We start from the raw sequence: 24,128 nt of genomic DNA, 5'->3' as shown, positions 1-24,128 counted from the left end.
GCCTAACGTAGCGGAATCCGGACATCCGTCAACCGACGGTCCGCGTACGGCGACAGCCGTGACGATCGAGCGCGTCTCGCGCGGGCGACGACCGCGCTCGTGCGTTCGTCCGGGTGGGAGCCGGAGCGTCGTCGCCTGCGATCCGTCCCGCCGCGCCCGGTGGACGCGCTGGTCGTCCGCGCACCGCTTCCCGCCGCCCTTCATCGAATCGATACGTTCTCGACCGGGAAGGCGCTGTCCCCGAGGCGGGCTCGGATGTCACGATGGAGCGCGTGACTTCTGGCCAGCAGCCCTACCTCGCCGTGATCGACATCGACGGCGCCCACCCGGTCCGGTCGGTGGTGCGCCTCCTCGGAGCCCACCGCAGGCGCGTGCTCACGGCCGTCGCGTTCTTCACGCTGAAGGACGTCCCCCTCTGGCTCATGCCCGTGATCACCGGCAAGGTCATCGACGTCGTCGTCGCCGGCGGCCCGACCAGCGAGCTGTGGCTCTGGGCCGCGATCGCCGTCGCCGCGCTCGTGCAGAACTACCCGAACCACGTCCAGTGGACCAAGCTCTTCATGGGCGCCGTCCGCGAGATCGGCGCCGACCTGCGCAACGGGCTCACCTCCCGGCTGCAGAGCCTGTCCATCGGCTTCCACTCCCGCGTCAGCGCGTCGATCGTGCAGACCAAGGTGGTGCGCGACGTCGAGAACGTCGAGGTGATGCTCCAGCAGATCGCCCACCCCCTCCTGTCCGCGACCATGGTGATGCTCGGCGCGATCGTCATGACCGCGCTGGCCGTCCCCGAGTTCCTGCCCGTCTACGCGCTGACCATCCCGCTCGCCGTCCTGCTGCGGTTCGTCCTGGCCCGCCGCTCACGCGAGCGCAACGAGTCGTTCCGTCGCGAGGTCGAGCACTTCTCCGCGCGCGTCGGCGAGATGGCGACGCTCATGCCGATCACCCGCGCGCACGGGCTGGAGGCCACCGCGGAGGAACGCGTCGCCGCCGGCGCGGAGGGCGTCCGGTCCGCCGGGTACCGGCTCGACGTCCTCAACGGCCGGTTCGCGTCGCTCAGCTGGGTGAGCCTGCAGCTGCTCGGCGTCCTCTGCCTGGTACTGGCCGCCTGGGTGTCGATCACGGGTCTCATCGCGATCACCGCCGGTCAGGTCGTCCTGCTCAGCTCCTACTTCGCCCTCATCACCGGGTCGGTCACCGGCCTGCTCATGCTCCTGCCCATCGGCGCGAAGGGTCTCGAGTCGGTCCGGTCCATCGCCGAGGTCATGCAGGAGCCCGACCTCGAGGAGAACGCCGGCAAGCGCCGCGTCGACCACGTCGACGGCCGGCTGACCCTCGAGAACGTGCACTTCCGGTACCCCGACGCCGACAGCGACGCCCTCGACGGCATCGACCTGACCATCGAGGCCGGCCAGACCGTCGCGTTCGTCGGCCCGTCCGGCTCCGGCAAGTCGACCGTGCTCAATTTGGCGCTCGGCTTCCTGCGACCCACCGGCGGCCGGCTCCTGCTCGACGGCGTCGACACCGCCCTGCTCGACCTGCGCTCCGTCCGCACGCACGTGTCCGTCGTCCCCCAGGAGTCCGTCCTGTTCGAGGGGTCTATCCGCGACAACGTCGCCTACGGCCTGCCGAAGGTGTCCGACGAACGCGTCCGCCAGGCCCTCGTCGACGCGAACGCCGCCGAGATCGTCGACGCCCTCCCCGACGGCTGGGACACCGTCGTCGGCGAGCGCGGCGCGCGCCTGTCCGGCGGCCAGCGGCAGCGCATCGCCATCGCCCGCGCCCTCGTCCGCGACCCGCGCATCCTGCTGCTCGACGAGGCGACCTCGGCCCTCGACCCCGAGTCCGAGGCGGCGGTCAAGGAAGCGCTGGCCCGGCTCATGAAGGGCCGGACCACGCTCGTCGTCGCGCACCGACTGTCGACCATCCGTTCCGCCGACCGGATCGTCGTCCTCGACGACGCCCGCGTGGTCGAGGTCGGCACCCACGACGACCTGCTCGCCGCCGACGGCCGGTACGCCCGGCTCCAGCGCGCCCAGCAGGTCTGACGCCGGCTCAGCGTTCGTACGCCCACGTGCGGTCGGTGAGCATCCGGGCGATCGCCAGCCCGATGGCGAGCGCGGCGACGACGAGGGCGGCCTCGACCCCGAACGCGAGCGCCTCCACCGTGTTGCCGTTGGACATCTGGAACACCGCCCGGTACGCCAGCACGCCCGGCACCATGATCGTCACCGCCGGGACGTAGACCGTGATCCGCGGCACGTCGAGGCGCGGGGTGATGACGGCGGCGAGCAGCCCCACGACCAGGGCCGCGACCGCCGCGGCCGCCTGCGGCGGCACGGTTCCCTCGACCAGCTGGATGCGCAGCACGTTCGCCACCATGCCGACGCTCGCCGCCGCGAGCGCGATGCGCCACGGGCTGTTGAACATCAGCGCGAAGCCGAGCACGCCGACGAAGCTGGCGACGAAGCGCAGGGCGAGCAGGACGCCCGGGTCGAGGGCCGGGGCGACGGGCGGGTCGGGAGTGAGCCCGACGACCAGAGACACGGCCCACAGCGCGAGCGCCGCCGACGTCAGGATCATCAGCGCGTGCACCAGGCGGGCGATCCCCGCCGAGAAGTCCAGCTTGGCCAGGTCGAGGAACCCGGTGACCAGCGGGAACCCGGGCACCAGGAACAGCACGGCAGACACGTACCCGGCCTCGTGACCGACCCCTCCGACACCGGCGGCCTGGAGCAGCCACACGAAGCCGAGGTAGCCCAGGCACGCCACCGTGGCGCTCAGCATCGTGACGCCGAACTGGTTGAACCCGCGGTGGAGGAGGGTGCGGCGCAGCGCCTGGCCGAGGAACGCGCCGACGACGACACCGACGATCTCGATGATTCCGCCGCTGTTCAGGAACGAGAATGCCGCGCACGCGATCGCCGCCCACAACGCGTTGAGGAGCACCGGGTACAGCGGTGGCTTGTCCGCGATGCGGTCCAGCTCCGCGGTGACCTCCTCGGGCGTCAGCCGGCCCGCAGCATCCACCCGTCCGGCCAGGCGCTCCAGCTCGGTGAGCCGGTCGACGTTCACCCCGATCGTGCGGACCTCGGTCACCTCGGTGCGGAAGCTGGGCCCGCTGTGCGACGTCGTGGTGATCTCGGTGAGCGTGACGTGCGCTTCGTGCCGGTCGATGCCCAGCGCATGCGCGATCCGGGCCATCGACGCCTTGACCCGGTACGAGCCGGTCCCCGCCGACAGGCTCAGCCGCCCGACCCGCAGCACGACACCGGATCGACGGATCAGCTCGAGCTCGTCGTCATCCGGCACGGTGGGCACCACCCCATGATGGCCTGAACCCGCCGGCGACGGCCGTGCCAGAAGTCCCGCTACGGCCGACGGCCGTGACGGAAGTCCCGCTACGGGCTGGCGGCCGACGGGTTCCGCTCCGGAGCGCTGACGGTCCGACCGTCACGCCGTCGACGGAACGTGTAGCGCATCGGTGCGAACGGAGGCTCCTCCTCGGGCAGTCGATCGGATGCACGCCGTCGCTGCAGGTGCCCAGGCGGCTTGGCGTGACGCTCGATCGTCAGGTCCAGCCTGTGGACCTCGTGATGGTGGTAGTCGCACAGCAGGACGCCGTTCTCTATCGACGTCGACCCGCGGTCCCGGTCCCACCACCGGATGTGGTGCACCTGGGACCACCGCGCCGAGGCGTGGCAGCCGTTCCACGCGCACTGCCGGTCCCGCGCGACGACCGCCCGCCGATGCACCCCGCTGTACGTCCGCCGGGTGCGGCCGAGATCCACCGGAACCCCCTCGGCGCTCATGACGATGCGCGTGATCTCGCAGTCGCACAGGGCCTGGGCCAGCTCAGACATGGCGACAGGAGTGCCGTCCTCCAACGTCGCGGGCGGGACGGGGGCCATCGTCGACCACTGGTCTGCCGCATCGGGCACCGGCTGACCCGCGTCCTCCACGACCCAGTCGTCGCCCGAGCGCGCAGCCTCCCGGTCCCGGTGGTGGTTCCGCAGAGCAGCGAACGTCTCGACCGGCACGATCAGCGACACGTGAGGCCTGCTGCTCGCGCCAAGACCCTTCCCGGTCTCGCCCTTGGCCCCGTCCACACCCTCGGCCCGACCCCTGACCTCGCGCTCGGCTCCGGCTGCCGGCACGTCAGACCCCGCCGCCACACGTCTGCGCGCTGACCCTTCCCCTCCGGCCATACCCGCGCACGCGCGCCGGGCCAGCGCGACGAGCGCATCGGCCCGCGCCTGCTCGGGCGACCTCGTCCCGTCCGGTACCTGCCCGGTGGAGTCCAGCGCGACCTGCAGCGCCTCGCCGGCCACCCGGTCGAGGAACCCCTTGAGGTACGTCCCACGCGCCCGGTGCGAGAGCACGAGCGACCGCTCACGCCGGACGGCCTCGTGCGTGTCTTCGAGCGCCTGCGGGTCACGCGACGCGGCGAGCTGCGCGAGCGACCGGGCGAAGTCAGGCGCGGACTGCGCCACCGCCAGCTGCACGACCGTCGCCTGCATCTCGGCCGACCGGAACAGCTGTGCGACCTCCGGGGCGGCTGTTGCGGCGACCCGAGCGAGCGTGTCGAGGTGGCCGAGCGGCACACGGCCGTCGCCGACCGCGGCCGCGACGGTCGGCATCGACACGAGCGCGTCAGCCTGCCGGACCTCGCGCGTGGCTTCGGCGGCACCGGTCCGGGAGATCCGCGCACGCGCCGCCTCGAACGACCGATCACCAGGCCGCTGTGACGTCCCTGCGTTCCGTTCCGCCACGAGCAGGTCCGCGCGGACGCGAGTGAGGGCCGCGACGAGGAGGTCGAGCGACGACAGCGCCTCCGCCCGTTCCCGACCGGACCACTCTCCGCACGCCGCGACCTGGTCAGCCAGCTGCGCGGCGGACTGCCGCAGCCGCGCGAGGCGGGACACGGCGTCACGCGTCATGGTCGGAGTATCGAACATACGTACGATTCTGCCAGGTCCCACGTCGGAAAACAACCTCTGACCTGCACAAACATATCCACAGGAGAGATCGTCGAGCCGCCCACAGGCCGCAATCTGTGGACAGAGAGGACCGCAGATCAGGTCGAACGAACGACCCGCTCACGAGCCATCCGCGCAGCAACCCGGCCGACGCGTCGCCCGTCAGCCGTCGGCTGTCGCCGGCCCGTCCCCCACGATCCGCAGCAACCGCAGCAGCTCCGCCTGCTCGTCGGCGGACAGCCGCCCCAGCCGCTCGGCCGCCCCCTCGTGCCGCTGCGCGGAGATGGCCGCGAGCAGCGCGTGCCCGGCGGGCGTGAGCTCGAGCAGCGTCGCGCGCCGGTCGCTCGGGTCGGGCAGCCGCCGGACCAGCCCGTCCTCCTCGGCGAGGTCCACCTTGGAGGTGACGGACCGCGGCGCGACGTCGAGCGCCGCAGCCAGCTCGCCGAGCCGACGCGGCCCGTCGCACCGCTCGAGCGTCCGCAGCAGTCGGAGCTGCCCGGGCGTGGTGCCTTGCAGCTCGAGCCGGGCGGCGGCGTCGCGACGGACGCCGCGGAGCACGCCGTACAGGAGCTCGAGCAGCTCTCCGGAGCCGTCGGAGGAGGTCACGGCCGCGAGACTACCGCAACTTGTGATCTAGGCACATAGTGAGTTAACCTCAGCATCGGCTCACGAGGCCGAGCGCCCCGGGAGCCGGGACGCACCAGGACCAAGGAGGTGGCGCCCGTGTCGATGACTTCCGGCAGCCCCAACATGCGCAGCTTCGCCAAGGACCGCACGGTGGCGGACCACAAGCTCACGCGCGACACCCTGAAGCGGATCCTGCGGTTCGCGCGCCCCTACCGAGGCAGGCTCGCGGTCTTCGTCGCGCTCATCGCCGTCGAGGCCGCGGCCGGCGCGGTCACCCCCCTGCTGTTCAAGACGCTCATCGACGACGGCATCACCGCGGGCGACACCCGCGTCGTCGTGACGGTCGCGGCGATCGTCGCTGTCCTCGCGATCGTCTCCGCAGGCCTGTCCGTCGCCGACCGCTGGGTGTCCTCCCAGGTGGGCGAGGGCCTGATCAGGGACCTGCGCACGGAGGTCTTCGACCACGTGCAGCGCATGCCGCTCGCGTTCTTCAGCCGGGCCAAGACCGGCGCGCTGGTGCAGCGGCTGAACGGTGACGTGCTCGGCGCGCAGCAGGCGTTCACGTCGACCCTGCAGAACGTGGTGAGCAACTCGCTGACCATCGTGTTCGTGCTCGCGGCGATGCTCAGCATGTCGTGGCAGCTGACCCTGCTGAGCCTGGTCCTGCTGCCGGCGTTCATCTTCCCGGCCCGCTGGTTCGGCAAGAAGATCGCCGCGATCACCCGCGAGAGCTACGCCCTGAACGCCGACGCCGCGCAGATCATGAACGAGCGGTTCAACGTCGCGGGCGCGCACCTGGTCAAGATCTTCGGCGACCCGCAGCGCGAGTCGACGGGCTATGCCGAGCAGGTGGACCGCGTCCGGGACATCGGCGTCAAGCGCGCCCTGTACTCCACGTGGTTTCGCGTCGGTCTGACGACGTTGGCCAGCGTCGCCGTCGCCATCGTCTACGGCCTCGGCGGCGTCATGGCGATCCGCGGCCAGCTCACCGTCGGTGTCGTTGTCGCGCTCACGGCCTACCTCGGCCGCCTGTACGGTCCGCTCACCGCGATGTCCAACGTGCAGGTCGACGTGATGACCGCGCTGGTCAGCTTCGAGCGCGTGCTCGAGGTGCTGGACCTGGAGCCGACGGTCGCGGAGAAGCCGGACGCGATCGACCTCGGCCAGGAGAAGGCGAAGCACGGCGCGACGGTCCAGCTCGACGCCGTGAGCTTCCGGTACCCGGGGGCCGACGAGGTCTCGCTGGCGTCCCTGGAGTCCGTCGCCACGCTGAGCACCGAGCCCGTCGACGACACGCTGCGCGAGGTGTCGTTCACCGTCCCCGCGGGCCACATGGTCGCGCTCGTCGGCCACTCGGGCGCCGGCAAGACGACGATCTCGCAGCTGGTCACGCGCATGTACGACCCGACGCAGGGTTCCGTCCGGATCGCCGGCACCGACCTGCGGGACGTCACGCACGCCTCGCTGCGCGCGACCGTCGGCGTGGTCAGCCAGGAGGCCCACCTCTTCCACGACACGATCGCGGAGAACCTGCGCTACGCCCGCCCGGAAGCCACGGACGCCGACATCGAGCGCGCGCTGGTGCAGGCGCACATCGCCGACCTCGTCGCGACCCTGCCCGACGGGATCCACACCGTGGTCGGCGACCGCGGCTACCGGCTGTCCGGCGGCGAGCGGCAGCGCCTCGCGATCGCCCGGATGCTGCTCAAGGCGCCTGACGTCGTGATCCTCGACGAGGCCACCGCGCACCTCGACTCCGGGTCCGAGGCCGCTGTCCAGGCGGCGCTCGACGAGGCCCTGACCGGGCGCACGAGCATCGTCATCGCCCACCGTCTGTCGACCGTGCGCCAGGCCGACTCGATCGTCGTCCTCGACCACGGCCGCGTCGTCGACCAGGGCACGCACGCCCAGCTGCTGGACCGCGGCGGCGTGTACGCGGAGCTGTACCGGACGCAGTTCGAGAGCAGCAGCGCTACCGTCGCCGCATGATCGGACGCATCGACGAGGTCGTCTTCGACTGTGCCGAACCGGCGGTCCTCGTGCGCTTCTGGGCCGACGTCCTCGGCGGTACCCCGGTGGGCCGCAACGACGGCTGGCACTACGTCGACCCGCCCGGCTGGACGCGCGTGGCGTTCCAGCGGGTGCCCGAGGGCAAGGTGGCGAAGAACCGCGTGCACCTCGACGTCGAGGTCGACGACATCGCGCAGGCCACCGTCCAGGCGGAGGCGCTGGGCGCGACGCGGGTCGGCGAGATCCATGTCGACACCGCCGGCTCGTTCCAGGTGCTCCTCGACCCCGAGGGCAACGAGTGGTGCGTGGTGAAGCCGGCGTGAGGTTGCGGGGCCGCGCCGAGCTGGACGCAGTGGTGCCGAGCGCGGCGCGCGCCGTGCCGCTCGCCACCCGCTCCCGCACGGTGCGGCGGGTCGTCGCCATCGCCGGGGCCGTCGCGGCGGCCGTCGTGGCCGTGGTGCTCGTCGCCCCGCTCCTGTCCGAGCCGCAGTCCGGAGGCAGCGCCGACTACCCCTACTACGCCACTACGGCGGAGCTGGAGGGCGTCGCCGACCTCATCGTCCGTGGCACGTTCACATCGACCGCGCGCGACGACTCGGAGGGGTACCCGCGCACGGTCGCGACGGTCGACGTCACGGCGTCGGCGAAGGGGCCGGTCGAGCCGGGGACCACGATCGAGATCGCGTACACGAGCGGCGGCGCCGAGGACCGGGCCGACGTGGAGGTCGGCGGTGAGTACGTGATCCTGCTCGACGACCTCGCGGACCTGGAGGGCGACTGGCCGCCGACCCCGGTCAACATCGACCAGGGCTTCTACACGGTCGTCGACGGCCGCGCGGTCGCCCACCCGGACAACCCGGTCTCCCTCGCCCCGGAGACGCTGGCGGCGCTCGGCCTGTCCTGAATCCTGTTGCGGGCGGCGCCGCCCAGGACGACTGTCGGGGGATGCCCGTCCCCGCCCGCCTCGCCCCGCTGCTCGCCGAGTACGACTTCGCGTGCGAGCGCCTCCTGCACCGCCTCACCGGTCCGACGATGGACAGCGGCGACGGGGAACAGGTCGAGGTCCCGCCGCTGACCGACGCTGAGCTGCTGTGGGAGCCGGTGCCGGGGAGCTGGTCGGTCCGTCGCCACGCAGACGGACCGGGGGTCGGTGCGACGGTCCTCGTCGGCGCGGGCGAGTGGGGTCGCGACGGCGGCCGCCCGCACCCGTGGCCGCCGCCCGTCACGACGATCGCGTGGCGCATCAACCACCTGACGACGATCCTGGCCGGTCGCGCGGACCACACGGACGGGACCCACTCCCTGACCGACGACTCCGACGAGCCGCAGCCCACCGCGACGGGCGCGATCGCGGGGCTGGCGGCCGCGACCGCCGCCTGGCGCGCGACGCTCCTGCGTGCCGACGACGCCGCCCTCGACACCGTCGGGTACAGCACCTACCCCGACGGCTCCGACGCGGAGGACGTGTTCCTCGACATCGTCTGGTGGGTCAACCAGGAGGTCGTGCACCACGGTGCCGAGATCGCCCTCCTCCGGGACCTGCACCTCCGGCTAGCGTGACGGGCATGACCTTCTGGATCTGCGCCACGTGCGCCGTGGAGAGTGCCGAGCCGTCCGACGTCTGCGCGATCTGCGCCGATGAGCGCCAGTGGGTGCCCGCGTCGGGCCAGCGCTGGACCACCCTGGAGGAGCTCCGCGCCGAGGGCTACCGCGCGCAGATCGAGGAGCTGGAGCTCGACCTGTTCGCGATCACCAGCTCCCCGGGCGCGGGGATCGGCCAGCAGTCGAAGCTCCTGGTCACGTCGGAGGGCAGCCTGCTGTGGGACCCGATCGGGTTCTTCGACGACGCGGTGGTCGAGCGGGTCCTCGCGCTCGGACCGGTCCGGGCCATCGCCGCGAGCCACCCGCACATGTTCGGCGTCCAGGTGGAGTGGAGCCGCGCGCTGGGTGACCCGCCGGTCCTCGTCGCGGAGGCCGACGCGCACTGGCTCAACCGCCCCGACCCGGTGGTCCAGACGTGGTCCGGCGAGCTGGAGGTCCTCCCGGGCGTGACCCTGTCCCAGCCGGGCGGCCACTTCCCCGGGAGCGCGATCGCGCACTGGACGGCGGGCGCGGCGGGCCAGGGCGTGCTGCTGAGCGGCGACACGATCTTCGCCAACCCGGACCGACGGTCGGTCGCGTTCATGCGCAGCTACCCGAACCATCTGCCGCTGTCCGGCGCGGTCGCCCGCCGCGTCGCCGACCACGTCGACCGCCTGGAGTTCGACCGGCTCTACGGCAACTTCGCCAACGTCATCGCGACCGACGCGAAGGAGATCGTCCGCCGCTCCGCCGAGCGTCACATCGGCTGGGTGAACGGCGACTTCGACCATCTGACCTGAGGGGTCCCCGACCGATCAGGCGAGCGCTTCCTCAAGTCGGTCCACGAAGGCCGCCTGCGCGGTCACGACGAGCCTGCGCGCCTCGTCGGGCGCGAACCACCCCGCCCGGTCGAGCTCCGGCACCAGCAACGTCCGCCCCGACCGCGGCGGCCAGGCGATCTCGACCAGGTTGCTCGCGATCGCGGACGCGTCGAGGTCCCCCTCCAGCGCCCACGCGGTGACGACCTTGCCGCCGCTCTGCCGCACGGCGCCGAGCGGGATCGGGTCCGACGACGGCGCCGGCATCCCGATCTCCTCCGCGAACTCCCGCAGCGCGGTGGCGTACGGGTCCTCGCCGGGCGACGGCTCGCCCTTCGGGATCGTCCACGCACCCGCGTCCTTGCGCGCCCAGAACGGGCCGCCCATGTGCCCGAGCAGCACCTCGAGCCCGGCGGTCCGGCGGAAGACCAGAAGGCCGGCGCTCGTCCGGGTTGCCGCTGTCACGCAGGCGACCCTAGTCCGGTCACCGCCGCCCGGGCCCGCGGAGCGATCCCCCGCGACCTCCCCACGGACCCGGCGGCGGCGTCCTCACCGGGCCGGTGTCTCCCCTCGCTGCGTCGGCACCCGGTCCAGGAGCGCCGGGTGCGTGAACGGGCTCCTCGTCGAGCGACGGGTCGTCGCCGTCCGCCGCAGCGTCACGCCCAGCGCGACCAGGAACAGCCCGGCGAACGCGATCCACGGCGTCCAGCCCGTGTCCGCGAGCACCGCACCGCCCGCCGCCGTCGTCGCACCGGCGCCCAGCACGGCCCCGCCGGCCGCGACCATCGAGGCCCCCGCGGCACCTGCACCGACGGCGCTGATCCCCGCCGACGTTCCCGATCCCCGACCCACCGGTGCACCCGGCGAGGTGCCAGGCGTCGTGCCCGGCGTGGTCCCGGGCGCCGTGCCCGGCACCGACCTCGCCGGTGTCACGGCCGCCTCACCGACGCCGCCGACGGCAACGTCCGCGACGGTGATCGGAGCGGTCACCGGCACCGCGACGAGCGCACCGTCGGGACCACCCGGCACCGCACCCCCCGGCGAGCCACTCGCCGGACCGGACGAGCCGGTGACGATCGCGTCGCCAAGCACCCCCACAGCCACACCGGACACGTCCACCGGCACCGTCACCGGAGCCGCCACGATCGTGTCGTCGGAGGTCGTGGGAGCCGACGTCCCGCCGGAGGCACCATCGCCCCCGACCACGGCTGCATCACCGAGGATGCCGACGGCCACCCCGGACACGGTGACCGGGACGGTGATCGGCGCCTCGACGAGCGCGCCGCCCTCCGAAGGCGCCGGTGCCGGACCGGTTGCGGGCGCAGACCGGACGAGGCTGTCCCCGCCGACCGCGAGCGCAACCCCCGACACGTCGACCGGGACGTGGACGGGTGCGTGCACGACCCGGTCCGGAGCCAGGTCGAGGATGCCGTCAGTGCCGCCGACCAGGAGGTCGACGGTCACCAGGGCTTGGTCGTGAGCGGGTTCTTCTGCGTGGGCCATCGAGGCCCCGGCGGCGACGAGGCCGCCTGTCACGAGTGCTGTCTGCAGCGCTCGCCGGACGTAGGTGTGCATGGCGAAGCTCCTCCTGCTGATCGGGTGGCCCGGACGGGCCGTGGACGCGTGTCGCACGGGTGCGACCGGTCTCCGGTCAGGCAGGCGAGCTGGGGACCTCCGCGGCGGGCGGGGCGCAGGACGTCACGAGGACCCCGCCGAGCAGGCAGCGACCGACGGGGGCCGTGGCGTGGGCGGGGACGCCGACGACGGCTGCATCCACGACCGTGCGGCCACCGTTCGCGGCGGACCCTGCGGGGACCGGGACGGCGGGAACACGCGGCGCCGGATCGGTCGGTGCGGGGTGGGTCGGCGAGGGGACCGCGGGAGCGTCGTCGGCTGCGGGCACGCTCGCCTGCGGAGCACGGCGCACGACGGCAGTGACGAGGTCAGGCTCGAGGCCGCTGGTGGACGGGGGCGCGACCGTGTCCGTGACGTCCCGGACCGGGGCGACCGTGCGAGAGACGGGCAGGAGGATTCCCGGGACAGGCTCGCCGACGACCGGCGAGAGCACCCCGACGACCCGCCGCAGCACGCCGACGACCGGCCCCAGCGCGCCCGTCACCGGGGCGAGCACGCCGCCGAGCGGCGCGACGACGGGCTCCAGCGCGTCGACGACGGGCTCCAGCGCGTCGACGACGGGCGCGACCGCGGAGGCCACCGGCGCGACGGCCGAGACGACCGGGGCCGCACTGTCGAGCACCGGGGACGCCAGGTCCACGACGGGCGCGACCACGGGAGCCACGGGCGCGACGACCCCCTCGACCACGGGAGCGACGGGCGCGACCACGGTGTCGACGACCGGCGCGACGGGTGCAGCCACCGCCGACACGACGGACGCGACGGGCGCAGCGGCCGCGGACACGACCGGCGTCACGGGCGCCACCACCGCCGAGACCACCGGCACGACGGGCTCCACGACTCCGGAGACCACCGGCGTCACGGGCGCGAGCACCGCGGACACCACCGGCGCGAGCACCCCGGACACGATCGGCTCCGCGGGCGCGAGCACCCCGGACACCACGGGCTCCACCGGCGCGACCGCGCTGGACACCACGGGCGTCAGCAGTCCGGTGACCGCGTCCGCGGGCGGCGGCGAGTCATCGGCACGCGCGGGCGGAGCCGCGAGAACGGCTTGGACGAGGACGACGAGCACGAGGGCCGCGAGCGCGAGCAGGCCGCGGAGGAGCCACGTCCCCGCTCCGGCGGTCTCCTGCTTCAGCGACGTCATCGTCAAGCCCCCAAGGCCCTGCGCGTCCCTCGAACGTAGGAAGGCCTGTTCGCCGCGGCAACCGCGCGCGGGGGGATCACCTGTCTGGCCTAGTGCGATCAGACGTCCTCGGGGTCCACCAGAAAGTCCGCCTCGTCGGCGATCTCGCCTCCGATCGCGGCGTGCACCACGCGCGCGACGGCCTGCACCAGCGGCGCGGCGCGGGACCGGGCGACGCGGTGCTCGAACGACGGCCGCTCGGCCTCGAGCTCCTCGATGAACGGCGGCTCCCAGTGCACGCGGTAGGCGACGACGCCGCCCTGGGTCCACGGCAGGTCGCGCATCAGGGGCGGCAGGGTGGTCTCGACGCCCGCCTCGACGGACAGCATCCCGTCGTGCCCGAGGTCGACGAGCACGCCGTACGCCTCGGGGACCGGGGGCACCGCGAGCATGAGCTCGTCGAACGCGGACGCCTCGTCCATCAGCCGGCGGCGCTCGGCCTCGTCGGCGACCCCGTGGCGCTCCAGCGCGGCGGACAGCCCCCGGCCGCCGGCCTCGGCCACCCAGCCCGGCCGCCCGGTGGCGTCCCGGCCGACGCCCGGCGCGGGACCGGTCCACGTGCTGGTCGCCTCGCTGAGCCGGGCGCGGGGCAGCACCTGCTGGACCACGGCGAGCGCCTCGGCCGGTTCGAGCCAGGAGTCGGACAGGACGGTGAGGTCGATGGCGCTGTCGACGTCGGGGGTGAGGACCGTGCCGTTCTCGCCGGTGCGCACGGAGCCGCCGAGGCGGCGCGCGGCGGCGACCATCCACTGCAGGACGCGCTCCTCCTCGCGGATCGGCATGCCGTCGGGGAACGCGCGCTTGAGCCCGTCGCGGTCACCGCCCGGGTACGGCTTCTCGCCGCGTTCCCGTGGGCAGACCAGCACGTACGCGAGGGTGGACGTCGTCGGCAGCCCGAGGCTGACGGCGTCGACCGTCTCCATGCGGAACGGCCCGTTCAGCGTCGAGAGGCGCGCGAGCCGGAGCGTGCGGGTCGGGATGGTCGCGGAGCCGACGGAGCGGATACCGAGCGCGGCGGTCATCGGCCCGATGATCCCGCGCGGCTGCAGCGTGTCCTGCGGCGCCTCCTCCCAGCGGGCGTTGGCGAACCGGCTGACGGCGAGCACCTCGACCTCGTCGGCCGCGACGTCCGCGGGGAGCGCGAGGATGTGGCGGTCACGCAGACCGGGGTCGTCGGCGGGGAGGCGGGTGAGCTTCGCCATCGCCTCAGACGTCCGTCCGGTGGAAGTTCTGGAAGGAGCGCGACGCCGTCGGCCCGCGCTGCCCCTGGTACCGCGAGCCGTACTCGGAGGAGCCGTAGGGGTGCTCGGACGCCGACGACAGCCGGAAGAAGCACATCTGGCCGATCTTCATGCCGGGCCACAGCAGGATGGGCAGCGTCGCGACGTTGGACAGCTCCAGGGTCACGTGCCCGGAGAACCCGGGGTCGATGAAGCCGGCCGTCGAGTGCGTGAGCAGCCCGAGCCGCCCCAGCGACGACTTGCCCTCCAGCCGCGCGGCGATGTCGTCGGGCAGCGTGACGGCCTCGTACGTGGACCCGAGGACGAACTCGCCGGGGTGCAGGACGAACGACTCCCCTGGGGCGACCTCGACGAGCCGCGTCAGGTCGGGCTGGTCCGCGGCCGGGTCGATGAACGGGTACTTGTGGTTGTCGAACAGCCGGAAGTACCGGTCGAGCCGCACGTCGATGCTCGACGGCTGGAGCATGGCGGGCTCGTAGGGGTCGAGGGCCACGCGGCCCGACTCGAGCTCGGCCCTGATGTCACGGTCGGAGAGCAGCACGGGGCCACGGTAGTCCGGATGTCGGTCAGCCCAGGGCAGGTGTTCACTGCAGGTCCCGGAAGAGGAGCGCCACCTGGGTCCGGTTCTCCAGGCCCAGCTTGAGCAGGATGCTGGACACGTGGGCCTTCACCGTGGCCAGGGACAGGTACAGGTCCCGGCCGATGTCGGCATTGCTGGCGCCGCGGCCGATCGCGGCGACGACGTCCCGCTCCCGGTCGGTGAGCAGGTCCAGCGTCGCCCGCGCCGCAGCACGGGACCCGCCCGCGCGGGCCGTCGCGTCCATGAGCCGACGAGCCACGCGCGGCGACAGCACCGGCTCCCCCGCCGCCGCGGCCAGGACGGCCTCGACGATCCGCTGCGGCTCGGTGTCCTTCAGGAGGTACCCGCTCGCGCCGGCGTGCAGGGCGGCCTCGACCTCGTCGGCCGTGTCGAACGTGGTGAGCACGACCACGGCCGGCGGGTCGCGTCGTGCGCGGACCGCACGGGTCGCCGCGATGCCGTCGGTGCCCGGCATGCGCAGGTCCATCAGGACGACGTCCGCGGGGTGCGCGTCGAGGGCGGCGGGAACCCCGGAGCCGTCGGACACCAGCGCGACGACGCGGATCCCGTGCGCGCCGTCCAGCAGGAGGGACAGCCCGGAGCGCACGAGGGCGTCGTCGTCGACGATGACCACCCGGACGCTCACGGCTGCCACGGTATCCAGGCGTCGAGCGTGAAGCCGCCGGAGGGGTCGGGCCCCGCGCGCAGCGTCCCGCCCAGCAGCTCGACCCGTTCCGTCAGCCCGACCAGCCCGGTCCCCGTCCCCGGCCCGAGCCCCTGCGCGCCGGTCCCGTTCACCACCTGCACCCGCAGCCCGTCCTCGACCCGTACCCGCACGTCGACGGGCGCCCCCGGTGCGTGCCGTCGCGCGTTGGTCAGTCCCTCCTGGCAGGTCCGGTAGACCGCGAGCGAGAGAGCCGTCGGCAGGTCCCGCTCCGGCGCGTCCAGCCGGACGGTGGCTCCGGCCGCGCGCTCCTGCTCGACCAGCGCCGGGAGGTCGGCGAGGCCCGGTGGCGGGCGCAGCTCGTCGGGACGCTCACGCAGCACCCCGATCACGGTCCGCAGCTCCTCGAGCGCCTCGCCCGCGCTGGTCCGCACCACGCCCGCCGCCGCCGCGACCTGCTCCGGCGTCAGGTCCGTCCGGTACTCCAGCGCGCCCGCCGTGGTGGCCAGCAGGGTCAGCCGGTGCGCGAGCGTGTCGTGCATCTCGCGGGCGATCCGGGTCCGCTCCGCCGACCGCGCCTCCGCGACCTTGCGCCCCTGGTCCCGTTCCGCGGCGTGCGCCCGCTCCCGCCACTGCGCGACCAGGGCGTCCCGGGTCCGGCCGTACGCGCCCCAGCCCAGCAGGGCCGCGTGCACCGCGACGTCGCACAGCAGCCACCACCCGAGCGGCAGCCCGACCGACCGCCACAGCGCCTGGAGCGCGTGCCCGACCACGCTCGCGCACGCCACGGGGATCGCGACACCCAGCTGCTCCCGACGCGCCACGACGTAGGTCCCGGCGGTCGCCGCGGGTGTCGCCGCCGGGCTGAGCGCGGCGAGCACGCCGAGGACCAGGCCCCCGAGCAGGGGACGGCTGCGCAGGAACGGGAGGACCGAGACGGCCAGGGCACCGAGTGCGAGGTCGACACCCAGCGGCACGCCGTCCACCCGCGCGGCCCAGGCGGCGAGCGTGGTGAGCACGACCATCCCGACCAGCAGCCCGAGCAGGACGGGCAGCGACGGGACGTCACGGGGTCGGCTCATGCCGCGAGCGTAGGAACGCGCTCCCGAGGCCACCACCGACCAAAGCAGGGGGTGCGACGAACCTCCGGCCGACGACGGCGGCCCCCGACCGCGACCAGGGTCGGGACGTCCACCTCGAACGTCAGGAGAAGCTCATGTCTCGTCCCGTCCCCGTCTGGCTCGTCGCCGTCACCGCCACCGCCCTCGCGCTCGCGGTCTGGGTGCTCGCCGTCCCGGTCGCCGGTGTCGCCCTCGAGGCCGGCACCCCCGCGCAGACGGTCGGAGCCGCGTCGGTGGTCGTCGCGACCCTCGCGGTGACCCTGGTCGCCTGGGGCGTGCGCACCCTGCTCCGCCGCCGCACGCCGGTCGCCTGGTGGCTGACCTGCGGGGTCGTGCTGGCGGTCTCGCTGCTCGGCCCGCTCGGCGGGACGTCACCGGCTGCCGTCGGCACCCTGGTCGCCCTGCACCTCGTCGTCGGCCTGACCGTCGCGACGGGTCTGGACCCCCGCCGCGCGCGCCCCGTCGCCACCCGCTGACGCGACGGGCTACCGCTCGCCGGGGACCGCGGGCGCCACCGTCGGGAGCCGTAGCGACGCCCCTGACGGGGTCGGCGACGGGGTCGGCATCGGCGGCCACGTGCTCGTCTCGTTGCACGAGGTCAGGGCGTCCAGCGGGTCGGCGCTGCACGCGTCCTGGCCGTCGCCGCCGTCGAGGCGGTCGTTGCCCTGGACACCGTCGGTCCCGCGCAGGTCGTCGCGACCCCCGCCGCCCCGCAGCAGGTCGGCGCCCGGTCCCCCCACGAGCGTCTCGGCCCACCAGGCGCCGGTCAGCACGTCGTCGCCGTGCCCGCCGAGCACGTCCTCGATGTCGGGCGAGCTGCTCCACGGCGCCGGCACCCCCACGGCGTCGCCCTCGCCGGGCTCCCCGTCGCCTCCGATCCCGTCGAGCGTCACCGCGACCGGCCCGGTGCGCGCGCCGTAGTCCACGACGTCGCGCCCGGGCCCGCCGACGAGCTGGTGCGCCCCGTCGGGCGCCGCCCCCATGACGAACCGGTCGTTCCCCTGACCGCCCTCGGACCTGCCGCTGTCCGCGCCGCCGTCGAGCACGTCCGCGCCCCAGCCGCCCTGGAGCAGGTCGTGCCCGCTGCCCCCGAGCAGCGTGTCGTCGCCCTCGCCGCCGACGAGCAGGTCGTCGCCACCGAGTCCCGAGACCCGGTCGTCACCCGCGCCGGCGCAGATCACGTCGGCGCCCGCGGTGCCCCGCAGGACGTCCGGACCGTCGGTGCCGCGGATCGTGCACCGGTGCCCGGGCGACGTGTCGTAGCGGACGTAGTCCCAGCTCGAGCTGCCCTGGTGGGTCTCGAAGCCCAGCGCGACCGTGCCGGCGCCCCGTCCGGTGAGCGTCCGGTCGAGGACGGTGCGGCCGTCCACGGTGAGCAGCAGGTGCTGCCCGCGGGCTTCGAGGTGGTACCGGTGCCACCGGTGGGTGTCGAGCGGGACGACCTCGCGGTCCTCGTACGGGTAGACCAGGCACAGCTCGCCGGGGCCGAACCCGATGTGGACGAGGTCCATGGTGTCGCCCACCCAGAGCAGCGTCGCGGGCGGGCTGCCGGTCTGCTCGTCGAGGCACGCCCGGGTGGAGTCGGCGCCGAGCCGCATGCGGAAGTCGACGTCCCAGCCGGTCAGCCGACCGGCGGAGCCGGTCCACTCCGACGGTGCGGCGTACTCGCGCAGCATGACGAGGGTCTCCTCGCCGATGGTGATCGTGCCGCCGCGCGTCGTCGCGACGGGGTCGCCGCTGAACCCGAGGACCTCCCACCCGGGGCCGAGCGTCCGGGTGAACTCCTCGCGCTGGACGTCGCCCGCCGAGGCCGGGGCCGCGAGCAGGAGGACGGCGGCGAGGGCCGTCGCCAGGGTCAGGCCGAGCCGGGTGCGTCTCATCGTCGAGCTCCCCACGTGTCAGATGGTGAGCACCGTAGGGGCTGCCCGGCGTGCGAAAAGTTTCGGCGATGCCGGACCTGCACCTTCGGGCGGGCACGAACCGTCCCGCGGCAGGAATCGCTTCGTCCGTTCCGCCATGGGACGCGGGCGGCTATGCTCTCGTCCGAGAGTTGCGTGGGAGCGCTCTCGCACATGCACATCGCACACCGAACAGCGCCGGCGACGACGCGTCCCGCACTGCAGCGGGTGTCGACGAGCCGCGGGCGCCACTGCCGAGCACTCGAGGGGCAAGTCCATGCGGTACGGCCAGTTTGACGACGAGGCACGCGAGTACGTCATCGAGACGCCTCACACGCCCTATCCGTGGATCAACTACCTGGGGTCCGAGCAGTTCTTCTCGCTCATCTCGCACCAGTCCGGCGGCTACTCGTTCTACCGCGACGCCAAGATGCGCCGCCTCACGCGTTACCGGTACAACAACATCCCCGCGGACGCCGGCGGCCGGTACTTCTACGTCAACGACGGCGGCGACGTGTGGACCCCGTCGTGGCTGCCGGTCAAGGCGGACCTGGACCACTTCGAGACGCGGCACGGCCTCGGCTACACGCGCATCACGGGTGAGCGCCGCGGGATCTCCGTCGAGACCCTGTTCTTCGTGCCCATCGGCGAGACCGCCGAGATCCAGAAGGTCACGGTCACCAACACCTCGGACGCGCAGAAGACGATCACGCTCTTCTCGTTCGTCGAGTTCTGCCTGTGGAACGCGCAGGACGACCAGACCAACTACCAGCGCAACCTGTCGATCGGCGAGGTCGAGGTCGAGCAGGACGGCCCCTACGGGTCGGCCGTGTTCCACAAGACCGAGTACCGCGAGCGCCGCGACCACTACGCCGTCTACGGCGTGAACACGCGCGCCGACGGCTTCGACACCGACCGCGACACGTTCGTCGGCGCCTACAACGGCCTGGGCGAGGCGACGGTCCCCCGCAGCGGTGAGTCCGCGGGCTCGGTGGCGTCCGGGTGGTACCCCATCGGCTCGCACTCGGTGAACCTCACGCTGGCACCGGGCGAGTCCCGCGCGCTGACCTACGTGCTCGGCTACGTCGAGAACCCCGACGAGGAGAAGTGGGCCGACGACGCCCACCAGGTGATCAACAAGGAGCGCGCGCACGCGCTGCTGGGCCGGTTCGCGACCACGGAGCAGACGGACGCCGCGTTCGAGACGCTCCGTGCGCACTGGACGGGCCTGCTGTCGACGTACTCGGTGAAGTCCGACGACGAGAAGCTCGACCGGATGGTCAACATCTGGAACCAGTACCAGTGCATGGTCACGTTCAACATGTCGCGCTCGGCGTCGTTCTTCGAGACCGGCATCGGCCGCGGGATGGGCTTCCGCGACTCCAACCAGGACCTGCTGGGCTTCGTGCACCTCATCCCCGAGCGTGCCCGCGAGCGCATCATCGACATCGCGTCCACGCAGTTCGAGGACGGCTCGGCGTACCACCAGTACCAGCCGCTGACGAAGCGGGGGAACAACGACATCGGCTCCGGCTTCAACGACGACCCGCTGTGGCTCATCGCCGGCGTGGCCGCGTACATCAAGGAGACCGGCGACGTCGCGATCCTCGACGAGCCGGTGCCGTTCGACAACGAGCCCGGCTCCGAGGTCCCGCTGTTCGAGCACCTGGTCCGCTCGTTCCAGTTCACGGTGGACAACCGTGGCCCGCACGGCCTGCCGCTCATCGGCCGCGCCGACTGGAACGACTGCCTGAACCTCAACTGCTTCTCCACCACCCCCGGCGAGTCGTTCCAGACCACCGAGAACCAGGCCGGCGGGGTCGCGGAGTCGGTGTTCATCGCCGCGCAGTTCGTCCTCTACGGCGCCGAGTTCGCCGAGCTGGCGTCGCGTCGCGGGCTGACCGAGGTCGCGTCGCAGGCCCGCAAGGTCGTCGACGAGGTCCGCGCCGCGGTGCTCGACCACGGCTGGGACGGCGACTGGTTCCTGCGCGCGTACGACTACTACGGCAACCCGATCGGCACGGACGCCAAGCCCGAGGGCAAGATCTGGATCGAGCCGCAGGGCTTCGCGGTCATGGCGGGCATCGGTGTCGACGGCACGTCCGCCGAGAGCCCGGCCATCAAGGCGCTCGACTCGGTCGGCGAGATGCTGGGCACCCCGCACGGCCTGGTGCTGCAGTACCCCGCGTACACGACGTACCAGATCGAGCTCGGCGAGGTCTCGACGTACCCGCCCGGGTACAAGGAGAACGGTGGCATCTTCTGCCACAACAACCCGTGGGTGATCATCGGCGAGACCGTGGTCGGCCGCGGCGCCAAGGCGTTCGACTACTACAAGCGGATCACGCCGGCGTACCGCGAGGACATCTCCGACGTGCACAAGCTCGAGCCGTACGTGTACGCGCAGATGATCGCGGGCAAGGAGGCGTCGCGCGCGGGCGAGGCCAAGAACTCCTGGCTCACCGGGACCGCCGCGTGGAACTTCGTCGCGGTCTCCCAGTACCTGCTCGGTGTGCGGCCCGACTACGACGGCCTCGTCGTCGACCCGCAGATCGGCCCGGACGTCCCGTCGTTCACCGTCACGCGCGTCGCCCGCGGTGCCACGTACGAGATCCACGTGACCAACTCCGGCACCGAGGGCGCCCGTGGGCGCCTGGTCGTCGACGGCACCCCGGTCGAGGGCAACCTCGTCCCGTACGCCGCCGAGGGCTCGGTCGTCCGCGTCGAGGTCACCGTCTGACCCCGCAGGGGTACTGACGGGATGCTCTGATGACCGCACTCCAGGAAGTCGAAGCGCTTACGCCGCTCGACGTCGACACGCGCATCGTCACGCTCCGCAACGACCGGTGGGAGCTCGACGTGCTGCCCGCGACGGGTGCGGCGCTCGCGGGGGGTCGCATCCGCACGTCGGACGGGGTCTGGCGCGACCTGCTGCGCCCGACCCGGCCGACGGCGACGGGCGAGGCGGAGAAGTGCTCCAGCTTCCCGATGGTCCCGTGGTCCAACCGGATCCGGGACGGGGTGCTGCCGTTCCGTGGCCGCACCTGGCAGCTGCAGCGCAACGGCGCGGACGGCACGGCCATCCACGGCGCCGCGCGGCACTCCGCCTGGACGGTCACGGACCAGACCGAGACCCGCGTGGTCCTCGAGCTCGACACCACCGGGCTCGTCGGCGTGAACTTCCCCTGGCGGTTCCGCGCGCAGATCACCTATGCGCTCAGCGGCCACAAGCTCACCGTCGGCACGTCGGTGCGCAACGTCGACCTCGAACCCTTCCCGGCCGGCTTCGGGCACCACCCGTACCTGCAGCGCACGCTGTCGCCGATCGGCACGTCGGCGCCCCCGACCCCGGGCCAGCCGGTGCTCGAGGTCCCTGCGCAGAAGGGCTACGCGCTGGTCAACGCCCTGCCGTCGGGCCCGGCAGGCACCGTCCCGCAGCGCGCCGACTTCCGCGTGGCCCGTCCGCTGACCTCGTCCTTCATCGACGACGTGCTCACCGCGTGGGAGCCCGGCGCACCGGTGCGGATCAGCTACCAGGACCTCGGCGTGAACGTCGACCTCCACGTCGACCCCGTGTACGCCCACCTCGTCCTGTACGCGCCCCGCAAGCGGCCCTACTTCGCGGTCGAGCCCGTGACCAACGTCAACGACGGCTTCGCGCTCCACGACGCCGGAGTGCCGGGCACGGGCGTGTTCGTCCTCGAGCCCGGCGAGGAGCGCTGCGGGGCGTTCACGCTGACCGTGCGGACCTGACTTCGCTCGTCCGAGCCATCCGGGTATGCTCTCTCTCCGGACCGGTCCGTCGGTCCACGCGGGTGTAGTTCAGTGGCAGAACTTCAGCTTCCCAAGCTGATAGCGCGAGTTCGATTCTCGTCACCCGCTCCCAGCACCAGCTGCGTCAGCAGCGTCAGTCCCTCCGCCGACGTCGACCCTGCGGGCGTCGTGTGCGTGACCAGCGTCTGGTCCGGGTGCTCCACCGACCGGAGCGTCTGCTGGGTCACGACGAGCCGCCCCACCAGCGGGTGCCGCAGCTCGTACTGCGCCGTCGCGCAGGGCCGGACCCGGTGGTCGGCCCACAGCGACGCGAACTCGGGGCTCGCGACCGTGAGGGACCCGACCAGCAGGGCGAGCGCGGCGTCGTCGGGGTGGGCTCCCGCGACCAGCCGCAGGTTCCCGACGACGGCGCCGGCCTTCGCGCGCCAGTCGGCGTAGAGGTCGCGGGTCTCCGGGTCGAGGAACACCAGCGTCGCCATGTTCGGGCGGCTCCCGACAGCGGGCAGGTGCGAGGCGAGGAGCGCGTGGCCGACGGGGTTCCAGGCCAGCACGTCGCTGCGGCGCCCCAGCACGAGCGCGGGGACGTCGCCGAGCGCCGCGAGGAGCTCCAGCAGCGCGGGGTCCGCCCGCTCGACGGGCGGCTTGCGTGCAGGGCGCCGGCGACCACCGGAGGCCGCCAGCCGGTGCAGGTGCGCCCGTTCGGCGTCGTCCAGGCGCAGCGCGGTCGCGAGCGCGTCGAGGACCTGCGGGGACGCGTGCCGCGACTGCCCCTGCTCCAGGCGCGTGTAGTACGACGAGCTGACGCCGGCGAGCATCGCCAGCTCCTCGCGGCGGAGGCCGGGCACGCGTCGGCGGTCGCCGTACAGGGTCACCCCCGCCTCCGCGGGCGAGATCCGGGCACGGCTGGCCTGCAGGAACTCGCCGAGCGGTCCGCTCTCCGGTGGCGTCATCCGGCCATCCTCGCGCGCGACGACGCCGTCACGCCTACCCCTGCCAGGGGTACGCAGGACCGGGGCTCCCTGCCTGCCCGCGCGGCGTCGACGCTCGTCCCATGACCACCACCATCGCGACCACCCACTCCCTGACCTTCGGCAGCGTGACCGTCACGCGGGCCGTCGAGAGCGTCGGCAGCATCGGCATGACCCCGGACCAGTTCTTCCCCGGCACCGACGCGTCCGCGTGGACCGACGAGACCCTGCGCCCGCACTTCCTGGAGCCCGACGGCGACACCGCACTGACCAGCACGGCACGGGTCGCCATGCAGACCTGGGTCCTGCGCAGCGGCAGCCGGACGATCCTGGTCGACGCCGCGATCGGCAACGACAAGGACCGGCCCGACGTGCCCGGCTGGTCGCACCTGCAGACGGACTTCCTGGACCGCCTCGCCGCCGTCGGGGTCACCCCCGAGGACGTCGACGTCGTCGTCAACACGCACCTGCACGCCGACCACGTCGGCTGGAACACGTGCCTGGTCGACGGCGCGTGGGTGCCGACCTTCCCGAACGCCGAGTACCTGATGCCGGCGCTGGACCTGGCCTTCTGGGACCCCGCGAACGGCAACGCCACGATCATGGGCCCGGGGGCGCACGCCGTGTGGGCCGACAGCATCGCGCCCGTGCTCGCCGCCGGACAGGTCACGGCGTGGACGGGCAGCCACCGCATCGACGATGCGCTGACCCTCGAGGCAGCCCCGGGGCACACCCCCGGCGCGTCGGTCCTGCGGCTCGTGTCCGGTGGCGAGGAGGTCCTCTTCGTCGGCGACACCCTGCACAGCCCCGCACAAGTACGCGACGTGCACACGTCGAGCTGCTTCGACGAGGACGTCGTCACGGCGCACCTCACCCGGGACCGGCTCTTCGCCGAGGCCGCCGACAGGCGCCTGCTGCTCTTCCCCGCGCACTTCGGCGGGCACGGGGGTTTCACGGTCGAGCGGTCCGGCGGCTCGTTCGCCGTCACGGGATGGGCGCCCCTGGACGCGATCTGACGCCGGCGCGGGTGCGCCCGGTCTCCACCG

Annotated in this window: 22 protein-coding genes and 1 tRNA gene; 11 read left to right on the top strand and 12 right to left on the bottom strand. The window is 73.2% G+C overall.

Going from position 1 to position 24,128, the window contains the following annotated elements; all coding sequences use genetic code 11:
- Window positions 1-263 precede the first annotated feature (263 nt).
- A complete protein-coding gene (locus tag CTE05_RS13705; protein ID WP_146846877.1) occupies window positions 264-2,045 on the top strand; it encodes an ABC transporter ATP-binding protein in 1,782 nt (593 codons plus the stop codon).
- A gap of 7 nt (window positions 2,046-2,052) precedes the next feature.
- Here the strand turns inward: CTE05_RS13705 and CTE05_RS13700 are convergent, their stop codons facing one another.
- From CTE05_RS13700 to CTE05_RS13690, 3 genes are all read right to left on the bottom strand, one after another.
- Entirely contained in the window at window positions 2,053-3,318 is a 1,266-nt protein-coding gene (locus CTE05_RS13700; protein WP_146846876.1) for a threonine/serine exporter family protein, read from the bottom strand.
- 80 nt (window positions 3,319-3,398) lie between these two features.
- Window positions 3,399-4,937 carry an HNH endonuclease signature motif containing protein gene (locus CTE05_RS13695; protein WP_186814864.1) on the bottom strand — a complete coding sequence of 513 codons (1,539 nt, stop codon included), beginning with the start codon at window positions 4,935-4,937 and terminating at the stop codon, window positions 3,399-3,401.
- A 201-nt stretch (window positions 4,938-5,138) separates the two neighbouring features.
- Complete coding sequence (locus CTE05_RS13690) at window positions 5,139-5,582, bottom strand: MarR family winged helix-turn-helix transcriptional regulator (RefSeq protein WP_246123611.1); 444 nt, start codon at window positions 5,580-5,582, stop codon at window positions 5,139-5,141.
- A 123-nt stretch (window positions 5,583-5,705) separates the two neighbouring features.
- Here CTE05_RS13690 and CTE05_RS13685 point away from each other — a divergent pair, with 123 nt between their 5' ends.
- From CTE05_RS13685 to CTE05_RS13665, 5 genes are read left to right on the top strand one after another with little or no spacing between them, the layout of a single operon-like run.
- Window positions 5,706-7,592, top strand: a complete 1,887-nt coding sequence (locus CTE05_RS13685; protein ID WP_146846955.1) for an ABC transporter ATP-binding protein — start codon at window positions 5,706-5,708, stop codon at window positions 7,590-7,592.
- Window positions 7,589-7,936, top strand: a complete 348-nt coding sequence (locus CTE05_RS13680; RefSeq protein WP_146846873.1) for a VOC family protein — start codon at window positions 7,589-7,591, stop codon at window positions 7,934-7,936. The genes CTE05_RS13685 and CTE05_RS13680 overlap by 4 nt, the downstream gene beginning before the upstream one ends.
- Window positions 7,933-8,517: a hypothetical protein gene (locus tag CTE05_RS13675; protein WP_146846872.1), complete on the top strand. Its 585-nt coding sequence runs from the start codon at window positions 7,933-7,935 to the stop codon at window positions 8,515-8,517. Before CTE05_RS13680 ends, CTE05_RS13675 begins: the two co-directional genes overlap by 4 nt.
- Before the next feature lie 41 nt (window positions 8,518-8,558).
- On the top strand, window positions 8,559-9,173 hold the full coding sequence (locus CTE05_RS13670; RefSeq protein ID WP_146846871.1) for a DinB family protein: 615 nt from the start codon (window positions 8,559-8,561) through the stop codon (window positions 9,171-9,173).
- A 5-nt stretch (window positions 9,174-9,178) separates the two neighbouring features.
- Complete coding sequence (locus CTE05_RS13665; protein WP_146846870.1) at window positions 9,179-9,994, top strand: MBL fold metallo-hydrolase; 816 nt, start codon at window positions 9,179-9,181, stop codon at window positions 9,992-9,994.
- Between the two features lie 15 nt (window positions 9,995-10,009).
- Here the strand turns inward: CTE05_RS13665 and CTE05_RS13660 are convergent, their stop codons facing one another.
- From CTE05_RS13660 to CTE05_RS13630, 7 genes are all read right to left on the bottom strand, one after another.
- Entirely contained in the window at window positions 10,010-10,477 is a 468-nt protein-coding gene (locus CTE05_RS13660; protein WP_146846869.1) for an NUDIX hydrolase, read from the bottom strand.
- An 84-nt stretch (window positions 10,478-10,561) separates the two neighbouring features.
- On the bottom strand, window positions 10,562-11,476 hold the full coding sequence (locus CTE05_RS13655) for a hypothetical protein (protein ID WP_146846868.1): 915 nt from the start codon (window positions 11,474-11,476) through the stop codon (window positions 10,562-10,564).
- A 187-nt stretch (window positions 11,477-11,663) separates the two neighbouring features.
- Complete coding sequence (locus tag CTE05_RS13650) at window positions 11,664-12,797, bottom strand: hypothetical protein (protein ID WP_146846867.1); 1,134 nt, start codon at window positions 12,795-12,797, stop codon at window positions 11,664-11,666.
- 98 nt (window positions 12,798-12,895) lie between these two features.
- Window positions 12,896-14,038 (bottom strand): hypothetical protein, encoded by a 1,143-nt coding sequence (locus CTE05_RS13645; RefSeq protein ID WP_146846866.1) that lies wholly within the window; start codon window positions 14,036-14,038, stop codon window positions 12,896-12,898.
- A 4-nt stretch (window positions 14,039-14,042) separates the two neighbouring features.
- Entirely contained in the window at window positions 14,043-14,618 is a 576-nt protein-coding gene (gene dcd / locus CTE05_RS13640; RefSeq protein WP_055920610.1) for a dCTP deaminase, read from the bottom strand.
- A 43-nt stretch (window positions 14,619-14,661) separates the two neighbouring features.
- Window positions 14,662-15,303, bottom strand: a complete 642-nt coding sequence (locus tag CTE05_RS13635; protein ID WP_246123609.1) for a response regulator — start codon at window positions 15,301-15,303, stop codon at window positions 14,662-14,664.
- Window positions 15,300-16,403, bottom strand: a complete 1,104-nt coding sequence (locus tag CTE05_RS13630; RefSeq protein ID WP_146846864.1) for a sensor histidine kinase — start codon at window positions 16,401-16,403, stop codon at window positions 15,300-15,302. The genes CTE05_RS13635 and CTE05_RS13630 overlap by 4 nt, the downstream gene beginning before the upstream one ends.
- A 134-nt stretch (window positions 16,404-16,537) precedes the next feature.
- Here CTE05_RS13630 and CTE05_RS13625 point away from each other — a divergent pair, with 134 nt between their 5' ends.
- Window positions 16,538-16,918: a DUF6069 family protein gene (locus CTE05_RS13625; RefSeq protein ID WP_146846863.1), complete on the top strand. Its 381-nt coding sequence runs from the start codon at window positions 16,538-16,540 to the stop codon at window positions 16,916-16,918.
- A gap of 9 nt (window positions 16,919-16,927) precedes the next feature.
- Here the strand turns inward: CTE05_RS13625 and CTE05_RS13620 are convergent, their stop codons facing one another.
- Window positions 16,928-18,322, bottom strand: a complete 1,395-nt coding sequence (locus CTE05_RS13620) for a calcium-binding protein (RefSeq protein WP_146846862.1) — start codon at window positions 18,320-18,322, stop codon at window positions 16,928-16,930.
- A gap of 295 nt (window positions 18,323-18,617) precedes the next feature.
- Here CTE05_RS13620 and CTE05_RS13615 point away from each other — a divergent pair, with 295 nt between their 5' ends.
- The 3 genes from CTE05_RS13615 to CTE05_RS13605 all read left to right on the top strand — a co-directional run bounded on the left by CTE05_RS13615 (window position 18,618) and on the right by CTE05_RS13605 (window position 22,222).
- Window positions 18,618-21,080 (top strand): glycoside hydrolase family 94 protein, encoded by a 2,463-nt coding sequence (locus CTE05_RS13615; protein WP_146846861.1) that lies wholly within the window; start codon window positions 18,618-18,620, stop codon window positions 21,078-21,080.
- A gap of 29 nt (window positions 21,081-21,109) precedes the next feature.
- The gene (locus CTE05_RS13610; RefSeq protein ID WP_146846860.1) at window positions 21,110-22,093 is read left to right on the top strand and encodes an aldose epimerase family protein; all 984 of its coding nucleotides are present in this window, start codon (window positions 21,110-21,112) and stop codon (window positions 22,091-22,093) included.
- A 58-nt stretch (window positions 22,094-22,151) separates the two neighbouring features.
- A tRNA-Gly gene (locus CTE05_RS13605) sits at window positions 22,152-22,222 on the top strand.
- On the opposite strand, the gene CTE05_RS13600 is transcribed toward CTE05_RS13605, so the two are convergent.
- On the bottom strand, window positions 22,177-23,064 hold the full coding sequence (locus tag CTE05_RS13600; protein ID WP_146846954.1) for a helix-turn-helix transcriptional regulator: 888 nt from the start codon (window positions 23,062-23,064) through the stop codon (window positions 22,177-22,179). The two genes, CTE05_RS13605 and CTE05_RS13600, sit on opposite strands and share 46 nt — an antisense overlap.
- Window positions 23,065-23,165: 101 nt before the next feature.
- Here CTE05_RS13600 and CTE05_RS13595 point away from each other — a divergent pair, with 101 nt between their 5' ends.
- A complete protein-coding gene (locus tag CTE05_RS13595; RefSeq protein ID WP_146846859.1) occupies window positions 23,166-24,098 on the top strand; it encodes an MBL fold metallo-hydrolase in 933 nt (310 codons plus the stop codon).
- The last annotated feature ends 30 nt before the right edge of the window (window positions 24,099-24,128 follow it).

This window comes from Cellulomonas terrae (genome assembly GCF_007990265.1).
In the GTDB taxonomy this organism is placed as follows: domain Bacteria; phylum Actinomycetota; class Actinomycetes; order Actinomycetales; family Cellulomonadaceae; genus Cellulomonas; species Cellulomonas terrae.
Note: the sequence above shows the minus strand (reverse complement) of the source record. Positions and strands in the feature narration are given on the sequence as shown.

What these genes read in the sequence shown, in the direction of transcription:
- CTE05_RS13705 (WP_146846877.1), top strand. Translation starts at nt 264, where the DNA reads ATGGAGCGCGTGACTTCTGGCCAGCAGCCCTACCTCGCCGTGATCGAC.
- CTE05_RS13695 (WP_186814864.1), bottom strand. Translation starts at nt 4,937, where the DNA reads ATGACGCGTGACGCCGTGTCCCGCCTCGCGCGGCTGCGGCAGTCCGCC.
- CTE05_RS13685 (WP_146846955.1), top strand. Translation starts at nt 5,706, where the DNA reads ATGACTTCCGGCAGCCCCAACATGCGCAGCTTCGCCAAGGACCGCACG.
- CTE05_RS13680 (WP_146846873.1), top strand. Translation starts at nt 7,589, where the DNA reads ATGATCGGACGCATCGACGAGGTCGTCTTCGACTGTGCCGAACCGGCG.
- CTE05_RS13670 (WP_146846871.1), top strand. Translation starts at nt 8,559, where the DNA reads ATGCCCGTCCCCGCCCGCCTCGCCCCGCTGCTCGCCGAGTACGACTTC.
- CTE05_RS13665 (WP_146846870.1), top strand. Translation starts at nt 9,179, where the DNA reads ATGACCTTCTGGATCTGCGCCACGTGCGCCGTGGAGAGTGCCGAGCCG.
- CTE05_RS13650 (WP_146846867.1), bottom strand. Translation starts at nt 12,797, where the DNA reads ATGACGTCGCTGAAGCAGGAGACCGCCGGAGCGGGGACGTGGCTCCTC.
- CTE05_RS13645 (WP_146846866.1), bottom strand. Translation starts at nt 14,038, where the DNA reads ATGGCGAAGCTCACCCGCCTCCCCGCCGACGACCCCGGTCTGCGTGAC.
- CTE05_RS13630 (WP_146846864.1), bottom strand. Translation starts at nt 16,403, where the DNA reads ATGAGCCGACCCCGTGACGTCCCGTCGCTGCCCGTCCTGCTCGGGCTG.
- CTE05_RS13625 (WP_146846863.1), top strand. Translation starts at nt 16,538, where the DNA reads ATGTCTCGTCCCGTCCCCGTCTGGCTCGTCGCCGTCACCGCCACCGCC.
- CTE05_RS13620 (WP_146846862.1), bottom strand. Translation starts at nt 18,322, where the DNA reads ATGAGACGCACCCGGCTCGGCCTGACCCTGGCGACGGCCCTCGCCGCC.
- CTE05_RS13615 (WP_146846861.1), top strand. Translation starts at nt 18,618, where the DNA reads ATGCGGTACGGCCAGTTTGACGACGAGGCACGCGAGTACGTCATCGAG.
- CTE05_RS13610 (WP_146846860.1), top strand. Translation starts at nt 21,110, where the DNA reads ATGACCGCACTCCAGGAAGTCGAAGCGCTTACGCCGCTCGACGTCGAC.
- CTE05_RS13600 (WP_146846954.1), bottom strand. Translation starts at nt 23,064, where the DNA reads ATGACGCCACCGGAGAGCGGACCGCTCGGCGAGTTCCTGCAGGCCAGC.
- CTE05_RS13595 (WP_146846859.1), top strand. Translation starts at nt 23,166, where the DNA reads ATGACCACCACCATCGCGACCACCCACTCCCTGACCTTCGGCAGCGTG.